The 25,199-nt window shown below is 72.5% G+C and carries 22 protein-coding genes; 2 read left to right on the top strand and 20 right to left on the bottom strand.

Going from position 1 to position 25,199, the window contains the following annotated elements; translation table 11 throughout:
- Positions 1-118 precede the first annotated feature (118 nt).
- Positions 119-1,171, top strand: a complete 1,053-nt coding sequence (locus ABZ567_RS22590; RefSeq protein ID WP_360792677.1) for a GDSL-type esterase/lipase family protein — start codon at positions 119-121, stop codon at positions 1,169-1,171.
- Between the two features lie 70 nt (positions 1,172-1,241).
- Here the strand turns inward: ABZ567_RS22590 and ABZ567_RS22585 are convergent, their stop codons facing one another.
- The 7 genes from ABZ567_RS22585 to fmt all read right to left on the bottom strand — a co-directional run bounded on the left by ABZ567_RS22585 (position 1,242) and on the right by fmt (position 8,186).
- Positions 1,242-2,684 carry a GuaB1 family IMP dehydrogenase-related protein gene (locus ABZ567_RS22585; RefSeq protein ID WP_360792675.1) on the bottom strand — a complete coding sequence of 481 codons (1,443 nt, stop codon included), beginning with the start codon at positions 2,682-2,684 and terminating at the stop codon, positions 1,242-1,244.
- A gap of 101 nt (positions 2,685-2,785) precedes the next feature.
- On the bottom strand, positions 2,786-3,058 hold the full coding sequence (locus tag ABZ567_RS22580; protein WP_360792813.1) for a barstar family protein: 273 nt from the start codon (positions 3,056-3,058) through the stop codon (positions 2,786-2,788).
- An 89-nt stretch (positions 3,059-3,147) separates the two neighbouring features.
- On the bottom strand, positions 3,148-3,558 hold the full coding sequence (locus tag ABZ567_RS22575; protein WP_360792673.1) for a ribonuclease domain-containing protein: 411 nt from the start codon (positions 3,556-3,558) through the stop codon (positions 3,148-3,150).
- A gap of 172 nt (positions 3,559-3,730) precedes the next feature.
- Positions 3,731-4,780 carry a sugar-binding domain-containing protein gene (locus ABZ567_RS22570; RefSeq protein WP_360792671.1) on the bottom strand — a complete coding sequence of 350 codons (1,050 nt, stop codon included), beginning with the start codon at positions 4,778-4,780 and terminating at the stop codon, positions 3,731-3,733.
- 145 nt (positions 4,781-4,925) lie between these two features.
- Positions 4,926-5,609: a ribulose-phosphate 3-epimerase gene (rpe, locus tag ABZ567_RS22565; RefSeq protein WP_360792669.1), complete on the bottom strand. Its 684-nt coding sequence runs from the start codon at positions 5,607-5,609 to the stop codon at positions 4,926-4,928.
- A 149-nt stretch (positions 5,610-5,758) separates the two neighbouring features.
- Positions 5,759-7,171 (bottom strand): transcription antitermination factor NusB, encoded by a 1,413-nt coding sequence (locus ABZ567_RS22560; protein ID WP_360792667.1) that lies wholly within the window; start codon positions 7,169-7,171, stop codon positions 5,759-5,761.
- An 82-nt stretch (positions 7,172-7,253) separates the two neighbouring features.
- Positions 7,254-8,186, bottom strand: coding sequence for a methionyl-tRNA formyltransferase (fmt, locus tag ABZ567_RS22555; RefSeq protein ID WP_360792665.1), 933 nt, complete (start codon positions 8,184-8,186; stop codon positions 7,254-7,256).
- A 226-nt stretch (positions 8,187-8,412) separates the two neighbouring features.
- Here fmt and ABZ567_RS22550 point away from each other — a divergent pair, with 226 nt between their 5' ends.
- Positions 8,413-8,931, top strand: coding sequence for a hypothetical protein (locus tag ABZ567_RS22550; RefSeq protein WP_360792663.1), 519 nt, complete (start codon positions 8,413-8,415; stop codon positions 8,929-8,931).
- Between the two features lie 316 nt (positions 8,932-9,247).
- Here ABZ567_RS22550 and ABZ567_RS22545 read toward each other — a convergent pair whose 3' ends face one another.
- The 13 genes from ABZ567_RS22545 to ABZ567_RS22485 form a co-directional block, all read right to left on the bottom strand.
- On the bottom strand, positions 9,248-11,395 hold the full coding sequence (locus ABZ567_RS22545; protein WP_360792661.1) for a primosomal protein N': 2,148 nt from the start codon (positions 11,393-11,395) through the stop codon (positions 9,248-9,250).
- A 94-nt stretch (positions 11,396-11,489) separates the two neighbouring features.
- Positions 11,490-12,698 (bottom strand): methionine adenosyltransferase, encoded by a 1,209-nt coding sequence (gene metK, locus ABZ567_RS22540; RefSeq protein ID WP_351216155.1) that lies wholly within the window; start codon positions 12,696-12,698, stop codon positions 11,490-11,492.
- Between the two features lie 231 nt (positions 12,699-12,929).
- Positions 12,930-14,144 carry a bifunctional phosphopantothenoylcysteine decarboxylase/phosphopantothenate--cysteine ligase CoaBC gene (gene coaBC / locus ABZ567_RS22535; RefSeq protein ID WP_360792658.1) on the bottom strand — a complete coding sequence of 405 codons (1,215 nt, stop codon included), beginning with the start codon at positions 14,142-14,144 and terminating at the stop codon, positions 12,930-12,932.
- A gap of 109 nt (positions 14,145-14,253) precedes the next feature.
- A complete protein-coding gene (gene rpoZ / locus ABZ567_RS22530) occupies positions 14,254-14,526 on the bottom strand; it encodes a DNA-directed RNA polymerase subunit omega (RefSeq protein ID WP_005319902.1) in 273 nt (90 codons plus the stop codon).
- 30 nt (positions 14,527-14,556) lie between these two features.
- On the bottom strand, positions 14,557-15,129 hold the full coding sequence (gene gmk, locus ABZ567_RS22525; protein WP_360792656.1) for a guanylate kinase: 573 nt from the start codon (positions 15,127-15,129) through the stop codon (positions 14,557-14,559).
- A 73-nt stretch (positions 15,130-15,202) separates the two neighbouring features.
- Positions 15,203-15,526, bottom strand: coding sequence for an integration host factor (locus ABZ567_RS22520; RefSeq protein ID WP_037926146.1), 324 nt, complete (start codon positions 15,524-15,526; stop codon positions 15,203-15,205).
- Between the two features lie 329 nt (positions 15,527-15,855).
- The gene (gene pyrF / locus ABZ567_RS22515; protein WP_360792654.1) at positions 15,856-16,692 is read right to left on the bottom strand and encodes an orotidine-5'-phosphate decarboxylase; all 837 of its coding nucleotides are present in this window, start codon (positions 16,690-16,692) and stop codon (positions 15,856-15,858) included.
- Positions 16,689-17,798, bottom strand: coding sequence for a quinone-dependent dihydroorotate dehydrogenase (locus ABZ567_RS22510; RefSeq protein ID WP_360792652.1), 1,110 nt, complete (start codon positions 17,796-17,798; stop codon positions 16,689-16,691). Before ABZ567_RS22510 ends, pyrF begins: the two co-directional genes overlap by 4 nt.
- Positions 17,799-17,875: 77 nt before the next feature.
- Positions 17,876-21,184, bottom strand: a complete 3,309-nt coding sequence (gene carB, locus ABZ567_RS22505; RefSeq protein WP_360792650.1) for a carbamoyl-phosphate synthase large subunit — start codon at positions 21,182-21,184, stop codon at positions 17,876-17,878.
- On the bottom strand, positions 21,177-22,334 hold the full coding sequence (carA, locus tag ABZ567_RS22500; RefSeq protein ID WP_360792648.1) for a glutamine-hydrolyzing carbamoyl-phosphate synthase small subunit: 1,158 nt from the start codon (positions 22,332-22,334) through the stop codon (positions 21,177-21,179). Before carA ends, carB begins: the two co-directional genes overlap by 8 nt.
- Positions 22,331-22,909, bottom strand: coding sequence for a hypothetical protein (locus tag ABZ567_RS22495; RefSeq protein ID WP_360792646.1), 579 nt, complete (start codon positions 22,907-22,909; stop codon positions 22,331-22,333). The genes carA and ABZ567_RS22495 overlap by 4 nt, the downstream gene beginning before the upstream one ends.
- On the bottom strand, positions 22,906-24,192 hold the full coding sequence (locus tag ABZ567_RS22490; protein WP_360792644.1) for a dihydroorotase: 1,287 nt from the start codon (positions 24,190-24,192) through the stop codon (positions 22,906-22,908). Before ABZ567_RS22490 ends, ABZ567_RS22495 begins: the two co-directional genes overlap by 4 nt.
- Positions 24,193-24,194: 2 nt before the next feature.
- The gene (locus ABZ567_RS22485; protein WP_360792642.1) at positions 24,195-25,175 is read right to left on the bottom strand and encodes an aspartate carbamoyltransferase catalytic subunit; all 981 of its coding nucleotides are present in this window, start codon (positions 25,173-25,175) and stop codon (positions 24,195-24,197) included.
- Positions 25,176-25,199: the final 24 nt, after the last annotated feature.

The raw sequence follows: 25,199 nt of genomic DNA, 5'->3' as shown, positions 1-25,199 counted from the left end.
TTGCGCACTACCGAATGATCATTGCGCTCTTCGGGCCCGGACGGGGAAACATTGCGCTCCCCCGCATGAATCGACACATCGGGGTGTGAACCGGCTCCCGAGCGCGTAGGGACTCCTCATGACGGATGACCGACGCAGCGAGCTCCTGACCACCCCGCGGACGGAGGCCCGGGAGGGCCGGCTCGACCCGGCACCCTTCCTGCGCGGTACGGCCTGGCTGGACGGCGACCGGCCGGTGCGGGCGGATCCCGCCGACCTGGACCGGCTGCCGTGGGACATCGCCGAGCGGGCCGCGCTGCCCATCGGCGTGCGGCTGGAGTTCACCGCCGCACCCGGTACCCGCGCGGTGCGGCTGCGCTACCGGGCCGATGTCCCGGAGGCGGGCGACCCGCTCGCCGGGCTGCGCCACTGCTTCGCCCTGTGGAGCGGTACGCGGCTCGTCGGAGAGGTCTGCGTCGACCCGGCCGCCGAGGCGACCGTCACCCTCCCGCTGCCCCCCGGCGGCGGCGTCTTCACCCTCCACCTCCCGGAGAGCCAGGCACCGGTGCCGCTCGCCCTGTGGGCCGTGGGCGGCGCCCTCTCCCCCGCCCCGGCCCGGCCCCGCTGGCTGGTCCACGGCGACTCCATCACCGAGGGCTGGTGGTCGACCCGCCCCGCCCTCTCCTGGCCCGCGACGGCCGGACGGGTGCTGGGCCTCGACGCGGTGAACCTCGGGTACGCGGGCGGGGCGCGGGGCGAACTCGTGCTCGCCGAGCAGCTGGCGCGGCTCCCGGGCGACGTGATCACCCTCGCCTTCGGCACCAACTGCTGGTCCCGGGTGCCAGCGACGGCCGACCTGCTGTACGCCACCGTCCGGGCCTTCGTCGGCCTGGTGCGCCAGGGGCATCCGGACACCCCGCTACTCATCGTCTCGCCGGTGCTGCGCCCGGAGGCCGAGCACACCCGCAACGCCCTGGGAGCCACCCTCACGGAGCTGCGCAGGGCCATGGAGCGGGCGGGCCGGGACCTGGCCGCCGAGGGCGACGGACGGCTCCTGGTCCTCCCCGGGCGGCCGCTGCTCGGCCCGGAGCACCTCGCGGACGGACTGCACCCGAACGACGCGGGTCACGCGCGGATCGCTGCGGCGGTGGCGGAGGTGCTGCGGCCGTGGGTGCCCGCCACCCGTCCGTGACAGCGCCACGGGAACGCCGTGGGCCCCCGGGAGTGCTTCCCGGGGGCCCACGGCGTGCGACGGTGAGGAACTAGCTCCAGCTGGCGTGCAGCGGCTTGCCCTCGGCGTAGCCGGCGGCGGACTGGATGCCGACCACGGACTTCTCCTCGAACTCGGCGAGCGAGCCCGCACCGGCGTAGGTGCAGGAGGAGCGGACGCCCGCGATGATCGAGTCGATCAGGTCCTCGACGCCCGGACGGGTCGGGTCGAGGAACATGCGCGAGGTGGAGATGCCCTCCTCGAACAGCGCCTTGCGGGCACGGTCGTAGGCGGACTCGTCGGAGGTCCGGTTCTTGACCGCGCGCGCGGAGGCCATGCCGAAGGACTCCTTGTACGCGCGCCCCTTGGCGTCGTGCTGGAGGTCGCCCGGAGACTCGTACGTACCGGCGAACCAGGAGCCGATCATCACGTTGGAGGCACCGGCGGCGAGCGCCATGGCGACATCGCGCGGATGCCGGACACCACCGTCGGCCCAGACGTGCTTGCCGTACTTCTTCGCCTCCGCGGCGCACTCCAGGACGGCCGAGAACTGCGGGCGGCCGACGCCGGTCATCATGCGGGTGGTGCACATGGCACCGGGGCCGACGCCGACCTTGATGATGTCCGCGCCCGCCTCGATGAGGTCCTTGACGCCCTCGGCGGCGACGATGTTGCCCGCGACGATCGGGACCTGCGGGTCGAGCGCCCGTACGGTCCGGATGGCGGAGATCATCGACTCCTGGTGGCCGTGCGCGGTGTCGATGACCAGCGTGTCGACGCCGGCGTCGAGGAGCTGCTTGGCCTTGCCCGCCACGTCGCCGTTGATGCCGACGGCGGCGGCGATGCGCAGCCGCCCGTTCTTGTCGACGGCCGGACTGTAGAGCGTCGCGCGCAGCGCGCCCTTGCGGGTGAGGATGCCGACGAGCTTGCCGTCCGCGTCGACGGCCGGGGCGTAGCGGCGGTTGGCGGCGTCGAGGGTGTTGAACGCCTCGCGCGGGTCGATGTCGGCGTCCAGGAGCAGCAGGTCCTTGGACATGACCTCGGAGAGCTGGGTGAAGCGGTCCACACCGGAGAGGTCGGCGTCGGTGACGACACCCACCGGGCGGCGGTTCTCGTCGACGACGACCCCGGCGTCGTGGGCGCGCTTGGGCAGCAGCGACAGCGCGTCCGCGACGGTCTGGTGCGGCTCCAGGAATATGGGGGTGTCGAGGACGTGGTGACGGCTCTTGACCCAGGCGATGACGTCGGTGACGACCTCGATCGGGATGTCCTGCGGGATGACGACGAGGCCACCCCGGCGGGCGACGGTCTCGGCCATCCGGCGGCCGGCGATGGCGGTCATGTTGGCGACGACGAGCGGGATCGTCGTCCCGCTTCCGTCCGGCGAGGAGAGGTCCACCGCCTGGCGGGAACCGACGGCCGAGCGGCTCGGCACCATGAACACATCGTCGTACGTCAGGTCGTAGGGCGGCTTGACGTCATTGAGGAAACGCACGTGCTGACATCCCAGTCGTTCGGATCGGCCCCTAGGCATTTCAGCCAGGGGAAAAAGCACGTAGTTCATTGTCCCACGCCGGTGGGGATACCGGCCCCGGTCTAATCGTCCGAGCCTCGCGGGGGCGTGTCTGTCGGATCCTCCGAACCACCGAGCGAGAGGAGGACGGCGAGGCCCTCCCCGCCGGCGCGGGCCGCCGCGGAGAACACCTCCTCGGCGATCCCCCACTCCTCGGGGCTGGCCTCGGCATAAGCCTGCCAGCCGGTGACCACGATCGCCAGGGGGCGGCGCAGGTCGGCGAGGCAGTCGGCGAGTGCGTCCCAGTTCCGCCCGAACCAGACCGGCAGCGCCAGGGCGTGCGCACAGCGGTTCATGAAGGCGGTCTTGTCGGTGACTCCGTGCAGGTCGAGCACGACGGGGCGGGAGAGGTCGGGGGCCCCGTGGCCCGCGGGGTGGATCGCGTTCACGATCCGACCACCTCCCGGAAGCTCTGGTAGTGGTCGTCGGTGTAGTACCTCTCCCCGCTCCGGCCGGTGACGAGGCGCCGGGACCCGCGATCCCGCTCGCCGGGCGTCGGGACCGTGTACTCGCGGTAGTGGCCGCGCGGACGCCGTGGCAGGATCCGCTCGAAGTTGCCGAACACCGCCCCGTCCCTGGCGTACGGGAAGGGCCCGCCGCGCTCGATGAGCGTCAGCGTGTCCCGTGCCTCGGGAGGCAGGTCCGCCGCCTGGACCACCGGCAGGGTGGAGGCCCTGCTCGCCGACGCCGGCGCGTAGCGCGGGGTGGAGACGGCCTCGCCGCCCGAGCAGCCGGTGAGGAGGAGCGAGAGGCCGGCGAACAGCACGAGCACGGCCCGTGCGCACCTGAGGGTCATGCCCCCGATGCTGCCACCGCGCCGCCGGGGTCACGGCGCGGACGCGCCGCGGCTGCGGGACGCCCGGCCTCCGTGGCGGGGCCACCCGCGGCTGCCGACGCCCGACCTCCGAGGCGGTCCCTCCGCGTACGCCGCGCGCCTCAGCAGGGCTCCGGGCTCCGCGCCTTGGACCTCAGACGCCGTCCGGGTCCGTGCGGTCGAGCGCCGGGTGCGTGCCGGGGCGCGACTCGGTGAGGAGGTAGTCCGCCGCGGCCCGGTCGGTCACCAGGCTGGTGACGAGTCCGGAGCGGAGCACCGCGCCGATCGCCGCCGCCTTGCGCTGGCCGCCCGCGATCGCCACGACCTCGGGGATACGGCGCAGCCGGTCCGCCTCGACGGTGATGCAGCGCTCGCCGAGATCGCGCCCGACCCGGCGCCCCTCGGAGTCGAAGAGGTGAGCGGACATCTCGGCGGCGACGCCGAGCGAGGCGTAGTGGGCGCGCTCCTCGTCGGAGAGCATGTCGTGGACGGTCGAGATGCCCGGCTCCCAGGAGCCGATGGAGACACAGGCGACGGTCACCTTGTCGAAGTACTCGAAGGCCCGTGCGATGCCGGTCTGGTTGCGCAGGGCGGCCGCCGTGGCCGGGTCGGGGAGCAGCATCGGCGCGTAGATCGGGTGGGCCTCGCCGCCGGAGACCTGGGCGGCGCGGCGTACCGCCTCGACGGAGCCGCGCTCGGCGGTCCCGGCGTCGTACACCCCGGTGAGCTGGACGACCGTGCACGGCGGCAGCCGGTCGAGCGCCGCCGCCATGTGGATGGTGGAGCGGCCCCAGGCCAGGCCGAGGACGTCGCCCTCGGCGACCAGTTCGCCGAGCAGGTCGGCCGCGACCTCGCCGAGGTTCTCCGGGTCGGGCGACTCGTCCTCGCCCTCCGCCGGGGACTCGACGACGACGGCGTGGCGGAGTCCGTAGCGGGCGCGGAGCGCGTCGGAGCGCTCGGCGTCCAGCTCGGCCGGTACGCGGATCTCGATGCGCACGAGGTCGCGTTCCAGGGCGGTCTCCAGGACCCGGGCCACCTTGAAGCGGCTCACGCCGAACTCCTCGGCGATCTGGATCTTGGACTTGCCCTCGAGGTAGAAGCGGCGGGCCATGGCCGCCGCCTGCACCAGCTCCGCGGGGCCCATCCGCAGGGCTGCCCGTCCCGCCGACATACCCGCCACCGCGATCTCCTCACTGCTGTTCATATACCGCTGTCCACGTACCGACGTTCACGTACCGACGTTCACGAAGTCGTTCACACTCTGGACTCGCCGTTTCATCCTGTCAGATCCGGCGCGCCTTGATCAGTCCTGTCGGCGGCCCGACGGGCCGCGTTCATCCGCCGGAGGCTCAGTGGCCACACGCCCACGGGGCGGAGGCCGTCACGGCGTCCGCGCGGGCCCTGAGGGAGGCGACGGCGGCGGCGGGGTCCGCCGCGCCGTAGACCGCGGATCCGGCGACGAAGACGTCGGCCCCGGCCTCGGCGCACCTCTCGATCGTGGACTCGGCGACCCCGCCGTCGACCTGGAGCCACAGCTCGAGACCGTGCTTGGAGATCAGCTCCCGGGTTCGGCGGATCTTGGGCAGCATGATGTCGAGGAAGGCCTGACCGCCGAAGCCGGGCTCGACCGTCATGATCAGCAGCATGTCGAGCTCGGGGAGGAGGTCCTCGTACGGCTCGATGGGCGTGGCCGGCTTGAGCGCCATCGAGGCCCGCGCGCCCTTGGCCCGGATCTCCCGCGCCAGCCGCACGGGCGCCGCCGCCGCCTCGACGTGGAAGGTCACCGAACCGGCGCCCGCCTCCACGTACTGGGGCGCCCACCGGTCCGGGTCCTCGATCATCAGGTGGCAGTCGAGGGGGGTGTCGGTCGCACGGGCGAGCGACTCCACGATCGGGACGCCCAGGGTGAGGTTGGGCACGAAGTGGTTGTCCATCACGTCCACGTGCAGCCAGTCGGCCCCGTCGACGGCCTTCGCCTCCTCGGCGAGCCGGGCGAAGTCCGCGGACAGGATGCTGGGGTTGATCTGCGCCATGGGCCAAGCCTCCCACGTTCTTGGGTGGTTCTTTGCCGCCCGGCGGTTTCGGTGCCGGTCCGGACCTCTTTCGGTACGAAGCGACGAGCGGGGGACCCGTACAGACCGGCAGATTGCGGGCGGGCGGCAGGAACGCGGCGACCGATCGGTCAGGCGGTCCGGCGGATCAGCGCCAGATACATGGCGTCCGTACCGTGCAAATGCGGCCAGAGCTGGAGGTCGGGTCCGTCGCCGAGCGCCGGGACGCCCGGCAGCAGCGGGCGGGCGTCGATCAGCTCGCCGCCGCCGACCTTCTTCAGGACGTCGTCGACGACGACCCGGGTCTCGGCCAGGTGCGGCGAGCAGGTCGCGTACCCCACGACACCGCCGACGCGCACGGCGCTCAGCGCCTCCGTGAGGAGCGCGCGCTGGAGCGGGGCGAAGCTGTCGAGGTCGTCGGGGCGACGGCGCCAGCGGGCCTCCGGGCGGCGGCGCAGGGCGCCGAGGCCCGAGCACGGGACGTCCATGAGGACCCGGTCGAAGGAGCCGGGACGCCACGGCGGCCGGGTGCCGTCGGCGGCGATCACCTGGTAGGGGCCGGGGTTGCCGGCGAGGGCGCGCTCGACGAGGCGGGCCCGGTGCGGCTGCTTCTCGGAGGCGAGCAGGGCGGCACCCCGCTCGGAGGCGAGGGCGGCGAGGAGCGCGGCCTTGCCGCCGGGGCCCGCGCAGCCGTCGAGCCAGCGGGTGTCGGGGCCGTCGAGGGGCGCGTTCGCCAGGGCGATCGCGACGAGCTGACTGCCCTCGTCCTGGACGCCCGCCCTGCCGTCCTTCACCGCCTCGATGGCGCCGGGCTCGCCGCCCTCGGCCATCCGCAGGGCGTAGGGGGACCAGCGGCCCGGCAAGGTCTCGGTGGTGGCGGCGAGCTCCTCCGTGGTGGAGCGGCCGGGGCGGGCGACCAGGGTGACCTCGGGGCGCTCGTTGTCCGCCGCCAGGAGGTCCTCGATGCCGGCGCGGCCGCCGCCGAGGGAGTCCCAGAGCGCCGAGACGACCCAGCGGGGGTGCGAGTGGACGACCGCGAGGTGGTCCTCGGGGTCCTTGTCGTACGGCGGGGCGACCTGGGCCACCCAGGCGTCGAGGTCCTGCCGCGAGATCTTCCGCAGGACGGCGTTCACGAACTTGGCCCGACCGTCACCGAGCACCACCCGGGCCAGCTCGACACTGGCGGAGACGGCGGCGTGAGTGGGGATCCGGGTCCCGAGCAGCTGGTGCGCGCCGAGCGCGAGCACGTCGAGCACCGGCGGGTCGACCTCGCGCAGCGGGCGGTCGATGCAGGCGGAGATGACCGCGTCGTACGTCCCCTGGCGGCGCAGCGTCCCGTACACGAGCTCGGTCGCGAGCGCCGCGTCCCGTGCGTCGAAGTCGCCCTTCTCCCGGGCCTTCTTCAACAGCGGCGGCAGCACCAGGTTCGCGTAGGCGTCCCGCTCGTCCACCGCCCTCAGCGCCTCGAAGGCGAGCATCCGGACGGGGTCCTTCTGGGGCCGCCGGTAGGGCTTGGGGGGACGGCGACGTGCCTGCTCGCTCAAAGGTGCTCCGCGTGACGAAATGAAGAGGTCCAACCCCCCCAAGCCTACGTCCGCCGCGCCCCCGCCCGCGCCCGGGCCCGTGCTACGCCCCGAGCCGCTCGCCGGGGGCGATGCGGACGCCGCGGGCCCAGTCGGCCGCCTTCATCGGCTTCTTGCCCTGCGGCTGGACCCAGAGGAGTTCCACGGCGTACGAGCCGGTGCCCGCGTACACGTTGTTCTTGCCCGGCGCGAGCTCGGCCGGGGCGAGGTCGGTGCGCTCCGGCAGCGGGGTGACCTGGATCAGCTTGAGGCGCTCGCCCCGGAAGAGGGTCCACGCGCCGGGGGCCGGGGTGCAGCCGCGTACCACCCGGTCGACCCGCAGGGCGGGGGCGGCGAAGTCGACGTGCGCGTCCTCGACCTGGATCTTCGGAGCGAGGGTGACACCGTCGACGGGCTGCGGGACGGCCTTCAGCGTGCCGTCCTCGATGCCGTCCATCGTCGCGGCGAGCAGCCCGGCGCCCGCGAACGCCAGCCGGGTGAGCAGGTCGCCGCTGGTGTCGGTCGGGCGGACGTCCTCGGTGACGACGCCGTAGACCGGACCCGAGTCGAGGCCCTCCTCGATCAGGAAGGTCGACGCGCCCGTCACCTCGTCGCCCGCCATCAGCGAGTGCTGCACGGGCGCCGCACCGCGCCACGCGGGCAGCAGCGAGAAGTGCAGGTTGACCCAGCCACGGGCCGGGATGTCGAGGGCGACCTTCGGCAGCAGCGCGCCGTACGCGACGACCGGGCAGCAGTCCGGCGCGATCTCCCGCAGCCGGGCGAGGAACCCCTCGTCGCGGGGCCTGGCCGGCTTGAGGACCTCGATCCCTGCCTCCTCCGCCCGCTGGGCCACCGGGCTGGCGACCAGCCGCCGGCCGCGGCCCGCCGGGGCGTCCGGCCGGGTGATCACGGCGGCCACCTCGTGCCGACCGGAGGCGAGCAGGGCGTCCAGGGCGGGTACGGCGACCTCGGGGGTGCCTGCGAAGACGAGCTTCATGGGTGGCGACTGCCTGTCTGTCCGGGGGCTTTGCGGGCAGCGCACCAGTCTAGGCGCCCGGTACGGAGGGGGCGTACGGAAGGGCGAGCGCCCCACGCATATGCGTGTACGCCCCCGCAGCGTGACCCAACTCCGGGTGGCGCGTTGGTCAAGAGAGATTGACCGAATCGGGCCGCCGTTCCCCTTGCGGCCCTTCCCCTTACATGCCGGTTCGAGAGGCTTTCACATGGCCGACCACGCAACCCACGACGCCCAGGCTCGGGCGAGTCTGCACCTGCTGGTGCGGGACATCGAGCGGGTCCGGCGGCAGGTGGACGCACTGCGCACGCTCACGGCCCAGCTGGGCAATGTCTACCGCCCTCGCCGCTCCGGCCCGTCCACGGGCTTCGTCGTCTACGGTCGGGCCCCCGCCCCGACCGTACGTCTCGCCCAGGAGCTGCGCGACAGCGTCGAGACCCTGGTGACGGCGGCGGTCGACTTCGACCGCTCGCTCGGCTTCTCCTGGGACGCGGTGGGGTCCGCGCTCGGCGTCACCAAGCAGGCCGTCCACCGCCGCTACGGTGCCCGCCGCGCGCCCCAGCCGGGCGCGGTCGTCGACCAGGACCCGATCGTGGAACCGGGCGTGACCCGGGCACTCCCCACCGTCCCCGCCGCCCGCTCGATGCCCCCGCAGCCCACCTCGGGCAGCTCCGCCCTCCGCGAGGACCCGCGCCCGTCGGCCTTCCCGGGCCCACGCAACGGCTGACCCGGGCCACCCTGAACGGCCGCCCACCCCACGGGGAACGGGCGGCCGTCCCGCGTGTCCGCCGGCGCGGGCTCGGGGGGCGGTTTACAGGTCAGCCTGACCCCGCGCGCAGGCGGGCGGCTGTCCCGCGTGCGCGCCCGGGGCGGGCTCTGGGGGGGGGTTGCAGGTCCAGCCTGACCCCGCGCGCAGACGGGCGGCCGTCCCGGCGGCCCTCCAGGGGCGGGCTCGGGGGCGGTTTGCAGGTCCAGCCCACCCGCGTGCGGGAGCCCCGCGAGGGCAGGGCGGGCGTCCAGCGGGCTCGCCCCGGCGGCCTCCCTCAGCCGATGTCCGGTGGATCGACCCGGATCCTCACCGGGTCCCCGCCGCCGCGGGCCAACCGGCTCGCACGTGCCTGTTTCAGCGCCGCCGCCAGGGCCGCGCCGCTGCCCGGCGGGACCCGGACCAGGGCGCGGTCCCACTGCTCGCCCGGCGGCGGGTCTCCGGGGCGGCGCGGGCCGCCGGGCCGGACCACCGGCAGCGGCACCGGGCCGAGCACCTCCGCGTCGGGGGGCAGCCCGGCCGCCGCCAGGAACGCTTCGACGGCCTCGGGGGGACCCGTCACCGCGGCCATCCGGGAGACCGGCGGGAAGCCCAGCTCCGCCCGCTCGGCCAGCTCCCGCTGGGCGTGCCCGACCGGGTCCCAGCGGACCAGGGCCTGGACCGGCCGGAGCGTCGGCTCGGCGACCACGACGACCACACCGCCGGCGCCGCCCTCCCCCTGGCCCCGTACGAGCGAGGCCGCGTCGATCCAGCGGCGCAGCGCCTCCTCGCCCGCCCGCAGGTCGGGCCGACCGAGCATGGCCCAGCCGTCGAGAAGCAGCGCGGCCGCGTAGCCGCCCTCGGCGACGGGCTCGGCGCCCGGGGTCGACACGACGAGCGCGGGGCGCCCCGGGACGCTGTCCAGGATGTGGTCACGGCCCGAGGTGCGGACCGGCACCGTCGGGAACGCCCGGCCGAGTTCCTCCGCCGTCCGCCGCGCGCCGACCACCTGGGCCCGCAGCCGCGTCGAGCCGCAGGCCACGCAGCGCCAGTCCGGGGCGCCGCGGCCGCACCAGCCGCAGCGCAGCTCCTGCTGCTCGGGGGCCTCCAGGGGCCCGGCGCAGTGGCGGCAGCGGGCCGGCGTCCGGCACCGCTCGCAGGCCAGCCTCGGCACGTAGCCGCGCCGGGGGACCTGGACGAGTACCGGCCCGGTCTTGAGCCCCTCCCGCACGGTCTGCCAGGCCAGCGACGGCAGCCGGGCGGCGCGCGCGGCCTCGTCGCGGGCGAGTTCCCCGTCGCCGACGGTCCGGATCAGCGGGGCGGCCCTGCGGACCTGCTCCCGTCCGGCGGTCAGCGCCTGCGCCCAGCCGGTCTCGACGAGCTGGGCGGCCTCGACGGTGCAGCCCGTACTGCCGAGGAGGAAGGCGCACCGGTCGTGGGCGGCGCGGAGCAGCAGGACCTCGCGCGCGTGGGGCTGCGGGGCGTGCGGTTCGCTGTGGCTGCCGTCGCCGTCGTCCCAGATGACGACGAGTCCGAGGTCCCTGACGGGGGCGAACATCGCCGCCCGGGTGCCGACGACGGCCCGCACCGCGCCCCGCCGCACCGCGAGCCACTGCGCGTACCGCTTCTCGGGTCCCGCCTCGGCGGTGAGCAGCGCGTGCCGTCCCTCCCCCAGGACCGAGGTGAGCGCCGCGTCGACGCGTCCCGCCGCCCGTCCGTCCGGTACGACGACGAGCGCGCCCCGGCCGGAGGTCAGGGTGGCGGCGACGGCTCGGGCGATCTCCTCGGCCCAGTACGGTCCCGGCAGCGCGTTCCACACGGCCCGGGGCGCACCGCCCTGCGCGAGGGACTCCAGGAAGGCGGGCCCCCGCTCGTACCGCGTCCAGCTTCCCGGCTCCGGCGCGGCCGGCGGTGGCAGCGGCTCCGGCGACGGGCGGCCCTCGGCGCGGGCGCTGCGCGGCGGCACGGCGAGCTGGAGCACGTCCGCGAGGCTTCCCGCGTACCGGTCGGCGACGGCGCGGGCGAGTCCGAGCAGGTCGGGGCCGAGGACCGGCTCGGGCGAGACGACGTCGGCGAGCGCGGCGAGCGGTCCGGAGTAGTCGGAGGTGGCCCGCCGCTCGACGAGGAACCCGTCGATGAGCCGGCCGCCCTCCCGGCGGCCGTTCTTGACCTGGTGCGCCCCCGCGCCGAAGCGCACCCGCACCCGCACTCCGGGCCGCGCCGTCTCGTCCAGTTCCTCGGGCACCGCGTAGTCGAAGAACTGGTCGAGGTGGAGCGAGCCCTTGTTCACCACGACCCGGGCCACGGGCAGCTCCTTGGCGAGCGCGGCGCCCCGCCAGGTCCGCGGCTTGGCCCGGGGCACCTTCGCCTTCCGCACGGTCTCGCGGATGAGCGCGAGCTGTTCGGGCTCGGCGGGCTCCTCGGACCTTTCGTTCTCGCTGCTCACAGCCCCATACCTACCAGACGCCACCGACAGCCGGGCAGAGCGGAGCCCGGCACCCCCACGGGGTACCGGGCTCCGATCGCGTACCGCCGGGGGCCTACAGGCCCGCGGCCTGCTTCAGGGCGTCCACGCGGTCCGTGCGCTCCCAGGTGAAGTCCGGCAGCTCGCGGCCGAAGTGGCCGTAGGCGGCGGTCTGGGAGTAGATCGGGCGGAGCAGGTCGAGGTCGCGGATGATCGCGGCCGGGCGGAGGTCGAAGACCTCGGCGATGGCGTTCTCGATCTTCTCGTTCTCGACGGTGTTGGTGCCGAAGGTCTCGACGAACAGCCCGACGGGCTCGGCCTTGCCGATCGCGTAGGCGACCTGGACCTCGCAGCGCGCGGCTAGGCCGGCGGCGACGACGTTCTTGGCGACCCAGCGCATGGCGTAGGCGGCCGAGCGGTCGACCTTGGACGGGTCCTTGCCGGAGAAGGCGCCGCCACCGTGGCGGGCCATGCCGCCGTAGGTGTCGATGATGATCTTGCGGCCGGTGAGGCCGGCGTCGCCCATGGGGCCGCCGATCTCGAAGCGGCCGGTCGGGTTCACCAGGAGGCGGTAGCCCTCGGTGTCGAGCTTGATGCCGTCCTCGACGAGCTGCGCGAGCACGTGCTCGACGACGAACTCGCGGATGTCAGGCGCGAGCAGCGACTCCAGGTCGATGTCGGAGGCGTGCTGCGAGGAGACGACGACCGTGTCGAGACGGACGGCCTTGTCGCCGTCGTACTCGATGGTGACCTGGGTCTTGCCGTCGGGACGCAGGTACGGGATGGTGCCGTTCTTGCGGACCTCGGTCAGCCGGCGGGACAACCGGTGCGCGATGTGGATCGGCAGCGGCATCAGCTCGGGGGTCTCGTCGGAGGCGTAGCCGAACATCAGGCCCTGGTCGCCGGCGCCCTGCTTGTCCAGCTCGTCCTCGTCGCCCTCGACCCGCTTCTCGTACGCGGTGTCCACACCCTGGGCGATGTCCGGGGACTGCGACCCGATGGAGACCGAGACGCCGCAGGAGGCGCCGTCGAAGCCCTTCTTCGAGGAGTCGTACCCGATCTCGAGGATCTTGTTCCGCACGAGGGTGGGGATGTCGGCCCACGCCTTGGTGGTCACCTCACCGGCGACATGGACGAGACCGGTGGTGATCAGCGTCTCGACGGCGACGCGGGAGGTGGGGTCCTCGCGCAGCAGCGCGTCGAGGATGGTGTCGCTGATCTGGTCAGCGATCTTGTCGGGGTGTCCCTCGGTGACGGACTCCGAGGTGAACAGACGACGGGACACAACGCTCCCTGGGGTTGCAGCGGCTGCTGGCTCTTCGTTGACGGACCGGCAGGGGGCTGCGCCCCAAGACGTTCCGCGGACAGTCTATCGGTCATGGTCGGGCGATGGACCAGGTGTCTCGCCTGACGAATGCCCTGGGCGGGTGAATCCGGCCGGTACGCGGCGGGACCGTCCCCGGGTGGGGCGCACATCACAGCGCGCCAGAGGCGTGCGCCGGGCCCCCTTCCTCTGTCAGGTCGCGGAGCGCAGTCGCGGTACGACCAGGTCCCAGACCGTCTCGGCAAGCGCTTCCTTCGGACCGTACGGCACGGGGGCCTCGGCGCCGTCCGACGCGAGCACCACGGCCTCGTTCTCCTCGGAGCCGAAGGTCTTGCGCTCCCCCACCTCGTTGACGACGAGGAGGTCGCAGCCCTTGCGGCGGAGCTTCTCGCGCCCGTTGGCGAGGACGTCGTCGGTCTCGGCGGCGAAGCCGACGACGACCTGGCCCGGCAGGGCGCGGTCGGCGGCGAGCTCGGCGAGGATGTCGGGGTTGCGGACCAGCTCGACGGTGGGGGCGCCGCCGTCGTCCTTCTTCTTGATCTTGCCCGAGGCGTAGACGGCCGGACGGAAGTCGGCGACGGCGGCCGCCATGACCACCGCGTCGGCGTCGCCCACGGCCTTCAGCACGGCCTCGCGGAGCTGGAGCGCGGTGCCCACGTGGACGACGTCGACGCCGGCCGGGTCGGGGATGCCGGTGTTGGCCTCGACGAGGGTGACCCGGGCGCCCCGCGCGGCGGCGGCCCGCGCGAGGGCGTAGCCCTGCTTGCCGGAGGAGCGGTTGCCCAGGTAGCGGACGGGGTCGAGGGGCTCGCGGGTGCCGCCCGCGCTGACCACCACATGGCGTCCGGCGAGGTCGGGGGTGGTGTCGGCGCCGCGCGTCAGGATCCTTCGGCAGACCTCGAAGATCTCGGCCGGCTCGGGCAGCCGGCCCTTGCCGGTGTCGACGCCGGTGAGGCGGCCCACGGCGGGTTCGATGACGACGGCGCCACGACGCCGCAGGGTCGCCACGTTCTCCTGGGTCGCCGGGTGCTCCCACATCTCGGTGTGCATGGCGGGGGCGAAGACGACGGGACAGCGTGCGGTGAGCAGCGTGTTGGTGAGCAGGTCGTCCGCGAGACCGTGGGCGGCCTTGGCCAGCATGTCGGCGGTCGCCGGGGCGACGACGACGAGGTCGGCGCCCTGCCCGATCCGCACGTGCGGCACCTCGTGGACGGTCTCCCACACCTCGGTCGAGACGGGATGGCCGGAGAGCGCGGACCAGGTGGCCTCGCCGACGAAGTGGAGGGCGGAGTCGGTGGGGACGACCCGGACGTCGTGGCCCGACTCGGTGAGGCGGCGCAGCAGCTCGCACGCCTTGTAGGCGGCGATGCCGCCGCTCACGCCCAGGACGACCTTCGGCTTGGCCACCACGCCCACTGTTGCTCCCCGCGCTCGGATGCGTACGACTCCATGAGACACCACAGGCCCGGCGGATGTTCCGCCGGGCCTGTGGTGACAAGGATTACAAGCTGCGTGCTTACTGGGCCGGGCCCTCGATGGCCTCGGACGTCAGCAGACCCGCGTTGATCTCACGCAGGGCGATCGAGAGCGGCTTCTCGTGGACGTGGGTGTCGACCAGCGGACCCACGTACTCCAGCAGGCCCTCGCCGAGCTGGGAGTAGTACGCGTTGATCTGACGCGCGCGCTTGGCCGCGTAGATCACGAGGCTGTACTTCGAGTCCGTGGCCTCGAGCAGCTCGTCGATCGGCGGGTTGATGATGCCCTCGGGCGCAGTGATGGAAGAGGACACGCTCTACCTTCCGAAGATGGAAACCGGGGATCATTCCCCAGAAGTCAACAGCATCAACGTTAGCAGCTCGCGTGCGACGTCCTGGACGGAGGTGTTGACGAGGGTGCTGTCGAACTCCGACTCGGCGGCCAGCTCGACCTTCGCGGCCTCCAGTCGGCGCGCGATCACCTCGGTCGACTCGGTGCCGCGGCCGGTGAGGCGGCGGACCAACTCCTCCCAGCTCGGCGGGGCCAGGAAGACCAGCTGCGACTCGGGCATCGAGTCCTTCACCTGACGGGCGCCCTGGAGGTCGATCTCCAGGAGCACCGGCTCGCCGGCGTCGAGGCGCTCGAGGACGGCGCCGCGCGGGGTGCCGTAGCGGTTGCCCGCGAACTCGGCCCACTCGAGGAGCTCACCGTTGGCGATCAGCTTGTCGAACTCGTCGTCCGTCACGAAGAAGTAGTGGACGCCGTGCTTCTCGCCGGGGCGGGGCTTCCGGGTCGTCGCCGACACCGAGAGCCAGACCTCGGGGTGGACCTTGCGCATATGAGCGACGACCGTGCTCTTACCGACCCCTGAGGGGCCGGAGAGCACGGTCAGCCGCGGACGTGCCTCTGCTGCCATGCAGCGATTATTCCAGCTTCACCGGGGTGCCCGGGACGTGCGTCCCGGATCGGCGGCCGGACCGGGCACCGGATCAGGCGCTGGTGCTGCCGAACTCGCGCTCCAGGGAGGCGATCTGGTTGGAGCCGAGACCGCGCACCCGGCGGCTCTCGGAGATCCCGAGGCGCTCCATGATCTGCTTGGCGCGGACCTTGCCCACGCCGGGGAGCGACTCCAGGAGTGCGGAGACCTTCATCTTGCCGATGACGTCGTTCTCCTGGCCGGTCTTGATGACCTCCTGGAGGGAGGCGCCGGAGTGCTTGAGTCGATTCTTGACCTCGGCCCGCTCCCGGCGAGCCGCGGCGGCCTTCTCGAGCGCGGCTGCGCGCTGTTCAGGGGTAAGGGGCGGAAGAGCCACGCCTACGTCACCTCGGATGTCGATCTGTCGGATACGGACCGGTGAGGAACCTAGCGCCCCACACCAGTGGAGCAACGAACAACGCGGGGGCGTTGAACGCCTGCTCTGCCCCGGAGACTAGCGGCCGAGACCGCTCCAGTCAGCGAGAACAGCGGAAAAGTCCTGGTCAGCATCGACCGACCGGGACTTTTCCGGCATAACGACCCGGTTTTGCGCCAAGTTTTCGTCAAAGAGTGAGACGGCCCGGTGAGACGGTGCGTCTCACCGGGCCGAAACGGCTCCGAAACCGGGGAGCTCAGGCTCCCACCTGCGCATTGACCCCGGAGCTCTTATGCGGCGACGGCCGCGCGGATCTCGTCCGCGTACCGGAGAGCCGAGTTCCGCAGGGCGGTCGCGTCCGGACCGTGCCGCAGCACCCCGCGGCTGACGTTCGGGACGACGTTGCCGACCGCGGCGCCGAAGACGGCGGGGAGGTCCGCCGGGGTCGCGCCCTGGGCGCCGATGCCGGGGGCGAGGAGCGGCCCGTTGATGTCCAGGTCGAACGAGGACAGGTCGCCGAGGGTGGCTCCGACGACCGCGCCGAAGGAGCCCATCGGGGTCTCCCCCGCGTTCTCCGCGGCGAGGTGGGCCAGCATGGTCGCACCGATCGTGCGGCCGTCCTCCCGGACGGCCCGCTGGACCTCCGCGCCCTCCGGGTTGGAGGTGAGGGCGAGGACGAAGAGACCGGCGCCGGACTCGCGGGCCAGGTCGACGGCCGGCTTCAGGGAGCCGTACCCGAGGTACGGGGAGACCGTGAGCGCGTCGGAGAACAGCGGGGAGTCCTCGCGCAGGAAGGTCTCCGCGTAGGCGGCCATGGTGGAGCCGATGTCACCGCGCTTGGCGTCCATGACGACCAGGCCGCCCCCCGCGCGCAGATCGGCGACCGCCCGCTCCAGGACGGCGACGCCCCGCGAGCCGAAGCGCTCGAAGAACGCGGACTGCGGCTTGAAGACGGCCACGGTGTCCGCGAGGGCCTCCACGACGGTGAACGTGAACCGTTCGAGACCGGCGATGTCGTCGGTCAGGCCCCAGGAGTCCAGCAGGGCGGCGTGCGGATCGATGCCGACGCACAGCGGGCCGCGCTCGTCCATGGCGGAGCGCAGACGGGTACCGAAGGAGAGCGTCACGGGGTGGCCTTCCGGTTGTCGGCGCCGACGGCCTCGGCGAGGGTGGCGTACGGGGAGGTGGCGAGCCGGGCGGCGAGGCCCTTGTGGATCGCGCGGGCGTAGAACGGGCCCTCGTAGATGAAGGCGCTGTAGCCCTGGATCAGGGTGGCGCCGGCCAGGATGCGCTGCCAGGCGTCCTCGGCGTTCTCGATGCCGCCGACACCCACGAGGACCAAGCGGTCGCCCACGCGCGCGTGGAGGCGCCTGAGCACCGCGAGGGAGCGTTCCTTGACGGGGGCGCCGGACAGGCCGCCGGTCTCCCCGACCAGCTCCGGGTCGGACGTCAGGCCGAGGCCCTCACGGGCGATGGTGGTGTTGGTGGCGATGATGCCGTCGAGGCCGAGCTCCAGGGCCAGGTCGGCGACGGCGTCGACGTCCTCGTCGGCCAGGTCGGGGGCGATCTTGACCAGGAGCGGGACGCGGCGGTCGGTGACCGTGCGGTCGGCCGCCTCACGCACCGCCGTGAGGAGCGGACGCAGTGACTCGGTGGCCTGGAGGTTGCGCAGGCCCGGGGTGTTCGGGGAGGAGACGTTCACGACGAGGTAGTCGGCGTGCGCGGCGAGGCGCTCGGTCGACTTCACGTAGTCGGCGGCCGCCTCGGCCTCGGGGACGACCTTGGTCTTGCCGATGTTGACGCCGACGACGGTCCTGAAGACCGGTACGCGCGCGCGGAGGCGTTCGGCGACGGCGGCGGAGCCCTCGTTGTTGAAGCCCATGCGGTTGATCAGGGCGCGGTCCGGGATCAACCGGAAGAGACGCTTCTTGGGGTTGCCGGGCTGGGCCTCGCCGGTGACCGTGCCGATCTCGACGTGGTCGAAGCCGAGCATCGACATGCCGTCGATGGCGACGGCGTTCTTGTCGAAGCCGGCGGCGAGCCCGAAGGGGCCGTGCATGCGCAGGCCCAGGGCCTCGGTGCGCAGCTCCTTGTACCGGGGGGCGAGGACGGCGGCGACGAAGGTCCGCAGCACCGGGGTGCGGGCGGCGAGCCGGATCCAGCGGAAGGCGAGGTGGTGGGCCTTCTCGGGGTCCATGCGCTTGAAGACGAGGTCGAAGAAGAACTTGTACATGTGTGTCCGGTCCAGGTCTGCTCATGGCGAGGGGGACACCGCAGGTCCTGCCGGTGTCCCCCTCGTCGTACGGGCTGCTAGTCGCGGGCCGCGGTCAGGTGCTCCGCGTGCTCCTGGAGCGAGCGGACGCCGACGTCGCCCCGGTTGAGCGCGTCGATGCCCTGGACGGCCGCGGCGAGCGCCTGGACCGTGGTGAGGCAGGGGACGCTGCGCGCCACCGCCGCCGTACGGATCTCGTAGCCGTCGAGGCGGCCGCCGGTGCCGTACGGGGTGTTGACGATCAGGTCGACCTGGCCGTCGTGGATGAGCTGGACGATCGTCTTCTCGCCGTTCGGGCCCTCGCCCTCGCTCAGCTTGCGCACGACCGTGGCGTTGAGGCCGTTGCGCTTGAGGACCTCGGCGGTGCCGGAGGTGGCGAGCAGCTCGAAGCCGTGGGCGACGAGCTCGCGGGCCGGGAAGATCATCGAGCGCTTGTCGCGGTTGGCGACCGAGATGAACGCGCGGCCCTTGGTGGGCAGCGGGCCGTAGGCGCCGGCCTGCGACTTGGCGTAGGCCGTGCCGAAGACCGCGTCGATGCCCATGACCTCGCCGGTGGAGCGCATCTCCGGGCCGAGGACGGTGTCGACACCGCGGCCGTGGACGTCGCGGAAGCGCGACCACGGCATCACGGCCTCCTTGACGGAGATCGGCGCGTCGAGCGGCAGGGTGCCGCCGTCGCCGGTCTTCGGCAGCAGGCCCTCGGCGCGCAGCTCGGCGACGGTGGCGCCGAGCGAGATGCGGGCGGCGGCCTTCGCGAGCGGGACGGCGGTCGCCTTCGAGGTGAAGGGGACGGTCCGGGAGGCGCGCGGGTTGGCCTCCAGGACGTAGAGGATGTCACCGGCCATGGCGAACTGGATGTTGATCAGGCCGCGTACGCCGACGCCCTTGGCGATGGCCTCGGTGGAGGCGCGCAGGCGCTTGATGTCGAAGCCGCCGAGAGTGATCGGGGGCAGGGCGCAGGCCGAGTCGCCGGAATGGATGCCGGCTTCCTCGATGTGCTCCATGACGCCGCCGAGGTACAGCTCCTTGCCGTCGTAGAGCGCGTCGACGTCGATCTCGATGGCGTCGTCGAGGAAGCGGTCGACCAGGACCGGCCGGGTGGGGCTGATCTCCGTGGACTCCGCGATGTACGACTCCAGGCGGGCCTCGTCGTACACGATCTCCATGCCGCGGCCGCCGAGCACGTACGAGGGGCGTACGAGGACGGGGTAGCCGATCTCGTCGGCGATGGCCTTGGCGCCGGCGAAGGTGGTCGCGGTGCCGTGCTTGGGGGCGGGAAGGCCGGCCTCGGCGAGGACCCGGCCGAAGGCGCCGCGGTCCTCGGCGGCGTGGATGGCCTCGGGGGAGGTGCCGACGACCGTCACGCCGTTGTCCTTGAGCGCCTGCGAGAGGCCCAGCGGGGTCTGGCCGCCGAGCTGGACGACGACACCGGCGACGGGGCCGGCCAGCGTCTCGGCGTGGACGATCTCCAGGACGTCCTCGAGCGTCAGCGGCTCGAAGTACAGGCGGTCGGAGGTGTCGTAGTCCGTGGAGACGGTCTCCGGGTTGCAGTTGACCATCACGGTCTCGTAGCCGGCGTCGCTCAGCGCGAAGGAGGCGTGGACGCAGGAGTAGTCGAACTCGATGCCCTGGCCGATGCGGTTCGGACCGGAGCCCAGGATGATCACCGCGGGCTTCTCGCGCGGGGCGACCTCGCTCTCCTCGTCGTAGGACGAGTAGAAGTACGGGGTCTTGGCGGCGAACTCGGCGGCGCAGGTGTCGACCGTCTTGTAGACCGGGCGGACGCCGAGGGCGTGCCGGACCTCACGGACGACGTCCTCGCGCAGGCCGCGGATCTCGCCGATCTGGGCGTCGGAGAAGCCGTGCCGCTTGGCCTCGGCCAGGATCTCCGGGTGGAGCTTCTCGGCGGCGGCCAGCTCGTCGGCGATCTCCTTGATCAGGAAGAGCTGGTCGACGAACCACGGGTCGATCTTCGTGGCGTCGAAGACCTCCTGCGGGGTGGCACCGGCCCGGATGGCCTGCATGACGGTGTTGATGCGGCCGTCGGTCGGGCGGACGGCCTGCTCCAGGAGGAGGGCCTTGTCGCCGGGCTCGCCGACGAAGGTGAACTGCGAGCCCTTCTTCTCCAGGGAGCGCAGGGCCTTCTGGAGCGCCTCGGTGAAGTTGCGGCCGATCGCCATGGCCTCGCCGACCGACTTCATGGTCGTGGTCAGCGTGGAGTCGGCGGAGGGGAACTTCTCGAAGGCGAAGCGCGGGGCCTTGACGACGACGTAGTCGAGCGTCGGCTCGAAGGACGCCGGCGTCTTCTCCGTGATGTCGTTCGGGATCTCGTCCAGCGTGTAGCCGACCGCGAGACGGGCCGCGATCTTGGCGATCGGGAAGCCGGTCGCCTTGGAGGCGAGCGCCGAGGAGCGGGAGACGCGCGGGTTCATCTCGATGACGATGATCCGGCCGTCGTCCGGGTTGACCGCGAACTGGATGTTGCAGCCGCCGGTGTCGACGCCGACCTCGCGGATGATCGCGATGCCGATGTCACGCAGCCGCTGGTACTCGCGGTCGGTGAGGGTCATCGAGGGGGCGACGGTGATCGAGTCACCGGTGTGGACGCCCATGGGGTCGAAGTTCTCGATGGAGCAGACGACCACGACGTTGTCGTTCTTGTCGCGCATCAGCTCCAGCTCGTACTCCTTCCAGCCGAGGATGGACTCCTCCAGGAGCACCTCGGTGGTCGGGGAGAGCGTCAGGCCCTGGCCGGCGATGCGGCGCAGCTCCTCCTCGTCGTGGGCGAAGCCGGAGCCGGCGCCGCCCATGGTGAAGGAGGGGCGGACGACGACGGGGTAGCCGCCGAGGGTGTCGACGCCCTTGATGACGTCGTCCATGGAGTGGCAGATGACCGAGCGGGCGGACTCGCCGTAACCGATCTTGGCCTTGACGGCCTCGACGACGCCCTTGAAGAGGTCGCGGTCCTCGCCCTTGTTGATGGCCTCGACGTTGGCGCCGATGAGCTCGACGCCGTACTTCTCCAGGACGCCCTGCTCGTGCATGGAGATCGCGGTGTTGAGCGCGGTCTGACCGCCGAGGGTGGGCAGGAGGGCGTCGGGGCGCTCCTTGGCGATGATCTTCTCGACGAACTCGGGGGTGATCGGCTCGACGTAGGTGGCGTCGGCGATCTCCGGGTCGGTCATGATCGTGGCCGGGTTGGAGTTGACCAGGATCACCCGCAGGCCCTCGGCCTTGAGGACGCGGCAGGCCTGGGTGCCGGAGTAGTCGAACTCGGCGGCCTGTCCGATGACGATCGGGCCGGAGCCGATGACCAGGACGGACTGGATATCGGTGCGCTTAGGCACGCTCGGCCTCCATCTGGGCGGTTTCCATCAAAGACGTGAAGCGGTCGAAGAGGTACGCGGCGTCGTGCGGGCCCGCGGCCGCCTCGGGGTGGTACTGGACGGAGAAGGCCGGCTGGTCGAGCAGCTGGAGGCCTTCGACGACCTGGTCGTTCAGGCAGACGTGGGAGACCTCGGCGCGCCCGTAGGGCGTGTCGGAGACCTTGTCGAGGGGCGCGTCGACGGCGAAGCCGTGGTTGTGCGCGGTGATCTCGACCTTCCCGGTCGTACGGTCCTGGACCGGCTGGTTGATGCCCCGGTGGCCGTACTTCAGCTTGTAGGTGCCGAAGCCGAGGGCGCGGCCGAGGATCTGGTTGCCGAAGCAGATGCCGAAGAGCGGCGTCCCGCGCTCCAGGACGGCCCGCATGACGGCGACGGGGCCGTCGGCGGTGGCGGGGTCGCCGGGACCGTTGGAGAAGAACACGCCGTCCGGGTTCACCGCGTAGATGTCCTCGGCGGTGGCGGTGGCGGGCAGGACGTGGACCTCGATGCCGCGCTCGGCCATCCGCTGCGGGGTCATGCCCTTGATGCCGAGGTCGACGGCGGCGACGGTGAACCTCTTCTCGCCGATCGCGGGGACGACGTACGCCTCCTTGGTGGCGACCTCGGCGGCGAGGTTCGCGCCCTTCATCTGCGGCTGCGCCTGGACCCTGGCGAGCAGGGTGGCCGCGTCGGCCACCGTGTCGCCGGAGAAGATGCCGACGCGCATGGCGCCGCGCTCGCGCAGGTGGCGGGTGAGGGCGCGGGTGTCGATGCCGGAGATGCCGACGACGCCCTGGCGCTCCAGCTCCTCGTCGAGGGTGCGGGTGGCGCGCCAGTTGGAGGAGACGCGGGCGGGGTCGCGGACGACGTAGCCGGAGACCCAGATGCGGCCGGACTCGGGGTCCTCGTCGTTGACACCGGTGTTGCCGACGTGCGGGGAGGTCATGACCACGACCTGCCGGTGGTACGACGGGTCGGTGAGGGTCTCCTGGTAGCCGGACATGCCGGTGGAGAACACGGCCTCGCCGAAGGTCTCCCCCACGGCCCCGTAGGCGCGGCCGCTGAAGGTGCGGCCGTCCTCCAGGACGAGTACGGCGGGGATCTTGGCGGTCCCCCTGGTGGAGGTCGTCATCGTGCGATGCCTTCCGTCGTGGTTGCGGGGTTCATGGAGTTGATGGCGTCGACCCAGGCGGTGTGCTCGGCCGCCCGGTCGGAGCGGAAGCCGGAGTCGAGCAGGGTGTCGCCGTGCGCCCAGGTGACGACCAGCAGGCCGCCCTCGGCGAGGACCTTGCCGGCGATGCCCTTGTCGAGGCGCGCCTGGCGCAGGGCCTCGGCCGGGACGAAGAAGTCGTTCGCCCCGGGCCGTACGACCGCGAGCCCGGCGTCGGTGAGCGTGAGCTCGACGCGGCTGCGGGTGCCGAGACCGTGGGCGACGATCCGGTCGAGCCACTGCCCGGCGGTCGTGGACCCGTGGTAGCGCCCGCTGAGGGTCAGCTTCGCCGCACCGGCCGTCGGAGGCGCGGTGGGGAGCTCGGGGAGGTCCGACTGGAGGCTGCCGCGCCATTTCCAGCCCTGGCGCATCAGCCAGTACACGAAGGCGATGAAGAGCAGCAGTCCGGCGACCCAGCCGAGCCGTCCGGCCCAGTCGGTCACCTCCGCCGACTTCTGCTCGGCAGCCTCTGCGGCGATTGCGATGAGTGGTGTCACGCCAGCTTCCCGTCCACGACCGTTGCCCGGCCCCGCAGGATGGTGTGGGTGACGCGTCCCGGCAGCTCACGGCCCTCGTAGGGGGTGTTGCGGCTGCGGGAGGCGAAGTCCGCGGGGTCCACGACTCCACGGTAAGCCGGATCGACCAGCGTCAGGTTCGCGGGCTCACCTGCCGAGACGGGTCGTCCGTGGCCCTTGGCCCCTCCGATGCGGGCGGGCGCGAAGGACATGCGGTCGGCGACGCCGGCCCAGTCGAGCAGTCCGGTCTCCACCATCGTCTGCTGGACGACGGAGAGCGCGGTCTCCAGGCCCACCATGCCCATGGCGGCCGCGGCCCACTCGCAGTCCTTGTCCTCGTGCGGGTGGGGGGCGTGGTCGGTGGCGACGATGTCGATCGTGCCGTCGGCCAGCGCCTCGCGCAGCGCGAGGACGTCCTTCTCGGTGCGCAGCGGCGGGTTCACCTTGTAGACCGGGTTGTACGAGCGGACCAGCTCGTCCGTGAGGAGGAGGTGGTGCGGGGTGACCTCGGCGGTGACGTCGATGCCGCGGGACTTGGCCCAGCGGACGATCTCGACGGAGCCGGCGGTGGAGAGGTGGCAGATGTGGACGCGGGAGCCGACGTGCTCGGCGAGGAGGACGTCGCGGGCGATGATCGACTCCTCGGCGACGGCCGGCCAGCCGCCGAGGCCGAGCTGGGCGGAGACGATGCCCTCGTTCATCTGGGCGCCCTCGGTGAGGCGGGGCTCCTGGGCGTGCTGGGCGATGACGCCGCCGAAGGCCTTCACGTACTCCAGGGCGCGGCGCATGATCACGGCGTCGTCGACGCACTTGCCGTCGTCGGAGAAGACGGTGACGCCGGCGGCGGAGTCGTGCATGGCGCCGAGTTCGGCGAGCTTCTTGCCTTCGAGGCCGACGGTGACGGCGCCGATGGGCTGCACGTCGCAGTAGCCGGACTCCTTGCCGAGGCGGTAGACCTGCTCGACGACGCCGGCGGTGTCGGCGACCGGGTGGGTGTTGGCCATGGCGAAGACGGCGGTGTAGCCGCCGGAGGCGGCTGCGCGGGTGCCCGTGAGGACGGTCTCGGAGTCCTCGCGGCCGGGCTCGCGCAGATGGGTGTGGAGGTCGACGAGGCCGGGCAGCAGGATCTGGCCCCGGGCCTCGATCACGGTGGCGCCCTCGGCGGAGAGGTCCGTCCCGGTCCCGGCGATGATCTCGCCGTCGATCAGGACGTCCTGGACCTCGCCGCCCAGCACCTTCGCACCGCGGATAAGGATCTTGCTCATGGTTACTTGTTCTCCTCGGTGCGGGGGGTGGGGGTGGCGGAGTCGTTGCCGCCCAGGAGCAGGTAGAGGACCGCCATCCGGATGGAGACGCCGTTGGCGACCTGCTCGACGACCGTGCAGCGGTCGGAGTCGGCGACCTCGGCGGTGATCTCCATGCCGCGGACCATGGGGCCGGGGTGCATGACGATGGCGTGCTCGGGCATCCTCGCCATCCGGTCGCCGTCGAGCCCGTACCGCCGCGAGTACTCGCGCTCGGTCGGGAAGAAGGCGGCGTTCATCCGCTCTCGCTGCACACGCAGCATCATGACCGCGTCGGATTTCGGCAGCACGCGGTCGAGGTCGTACGAGATCTCGCAGGGCCAGGTCTCGACGCCGACGGGGACCAGGGTGGGCGGGGCCACCAGGGTGACCTCGGCGCCGAGGGTGTGCAGCAGGTCGACGTTGGAGCGGGCGACCCGGCTGTGCAGGACGTCGCCGACGAGCGTGATCCGCTTGCCGGCCAGGTCCTGGCCCAGTCCGGCGTCCCTGCCGACCAGGCGGCGGCGCATGGTGAAGGCGTCCAGAAGGGCCTGGGTGGGGTGCTGGTGGGTTCCGTCGCCCGCGTTGACGACGGGGGCGTCGATCCAGCCGGAGGTGGCGAGGCGATACGGGGCGCCGGAGGCGCTGTGCCGGATGACGACCGCGTCGACGCCCATGGCCTCCAGGGTCTGCGCGGTGTCCTTGAGGGACTCGCCCTTGGAGACGCTGGAGCCCTTGGCCGTGAAGTTGATCACGTCGGCGGAGAGGCGCTTCTCGGCGGCCTCGAAGGAGATCCGGGTCCGGGTGGAGTCCTCGAAGAAGAGGTTGCAGATGGTCCGGCCGCGCAGCGTCGGCAGCTTCCTGATGGGCCGGTCGGCCACCCGGGCCATCTCTTCGGCGGTGTCGAGGATCAGGACGGCGTCGTCGCGGGTGAGGTCGGCGGCCGAGATGAGGTGACGCATCATCGGGGTGTCTCTCCGTCGTGGGGA

Source organism: Streptomyces sp. NPDC016459, assembly GCF_040632845.1.
Taxonomy (GTDB): domain Bacteria; phylum Actinomycetota; class Actinomycetes; order Streptomycetales; family Streptomycetaceae; genus Streptomyces.
This window is presented reverse-complemented; position numbering and strand designations above follow the sequence as displayed.

Coding starts and splice junctions, on each gene's coding strand:
- carA (WP_360792648.1), bottom strand. CDS start 22,334: ATGACGACCTCCACCAGGGGGACCGCCAAGATCCCCGCCGTACTCGTC.
- ABZ567_RS22510 (WP_360792652.1), bottom strand. CDS start 17,798: ATGTACAAGTTCTTCTTCGACCTCGTCTTCAAGCGCATGGACCCCGAG.
- ABZ567_RS22590 (WP_360792677.1), top strand. CDS start 119: ATGACGGATGACCGACGCAGCGAGCTCCTGACCACCCCGCGGACGGAG.
- ABZ567_RS22485 (WP_360792642.1), bottom strand. CDS start 25,175: ATGATGCGTCACCTCATCTCGGCCGCCGACCTCACCCGCGACGACGCC.
- gmk (WP_360792656.1), bottom strand. CDS start 15,129: ATGGCAGCAGAGGCACGTCCGCGGCTGACCGTGCTCTCCGGCCCCTCA.
- fmt (WP_360792665.1), bottom strand. CDS start 8,186: ATGAAGCTCGTCTTCGCAGGCACCCCCGAGGTCGCCGTACCCGCCCTG.
- rpe (WP_360792669.1), bottom strand. CDS start 5,609: ATGGCGCAGATCAACCCCAGCATCCTGTCCGCGGACTTCGCCCGGCTC.
- ABZ567_RS22490 (WP_360792644.1), bottom strand. CDS start 24,192: ATGAGCAAGATCCTTATCCGCGGTGCGAAGGTGCTGGGCGGCGAGGTC.
- ABZ567_RS22575 (WP_360792673.1), bottom strand. CDS start 3,558: ATGACCCTCAGGTGCGCACGGGCCGTGCTCGTGCTGTTCGCCGGCCTC.
- ABZ567_RS22550 (WP_360792663.1), top strand. CDS start 8,413: ATGGCCGACCACGCAACCCACGACGCCCAGGCTCGGGCGAGTCTGCAC.
- ABZ567_RS22580 (WP_360792813.1), bottom strand. CDS start 3,058: ATGAACCGCTGTGCGCACGCCCTGGCGCTGCCGGTCTGGTTCGGGCGG.
- ABZ567_RS22570 (WP_360792671.1), bottom strand. CDS start 4,780: ATGAACAGCAGTGAGGAGATCGCGGTGGCGGGTATGTCGGCGGGACGG.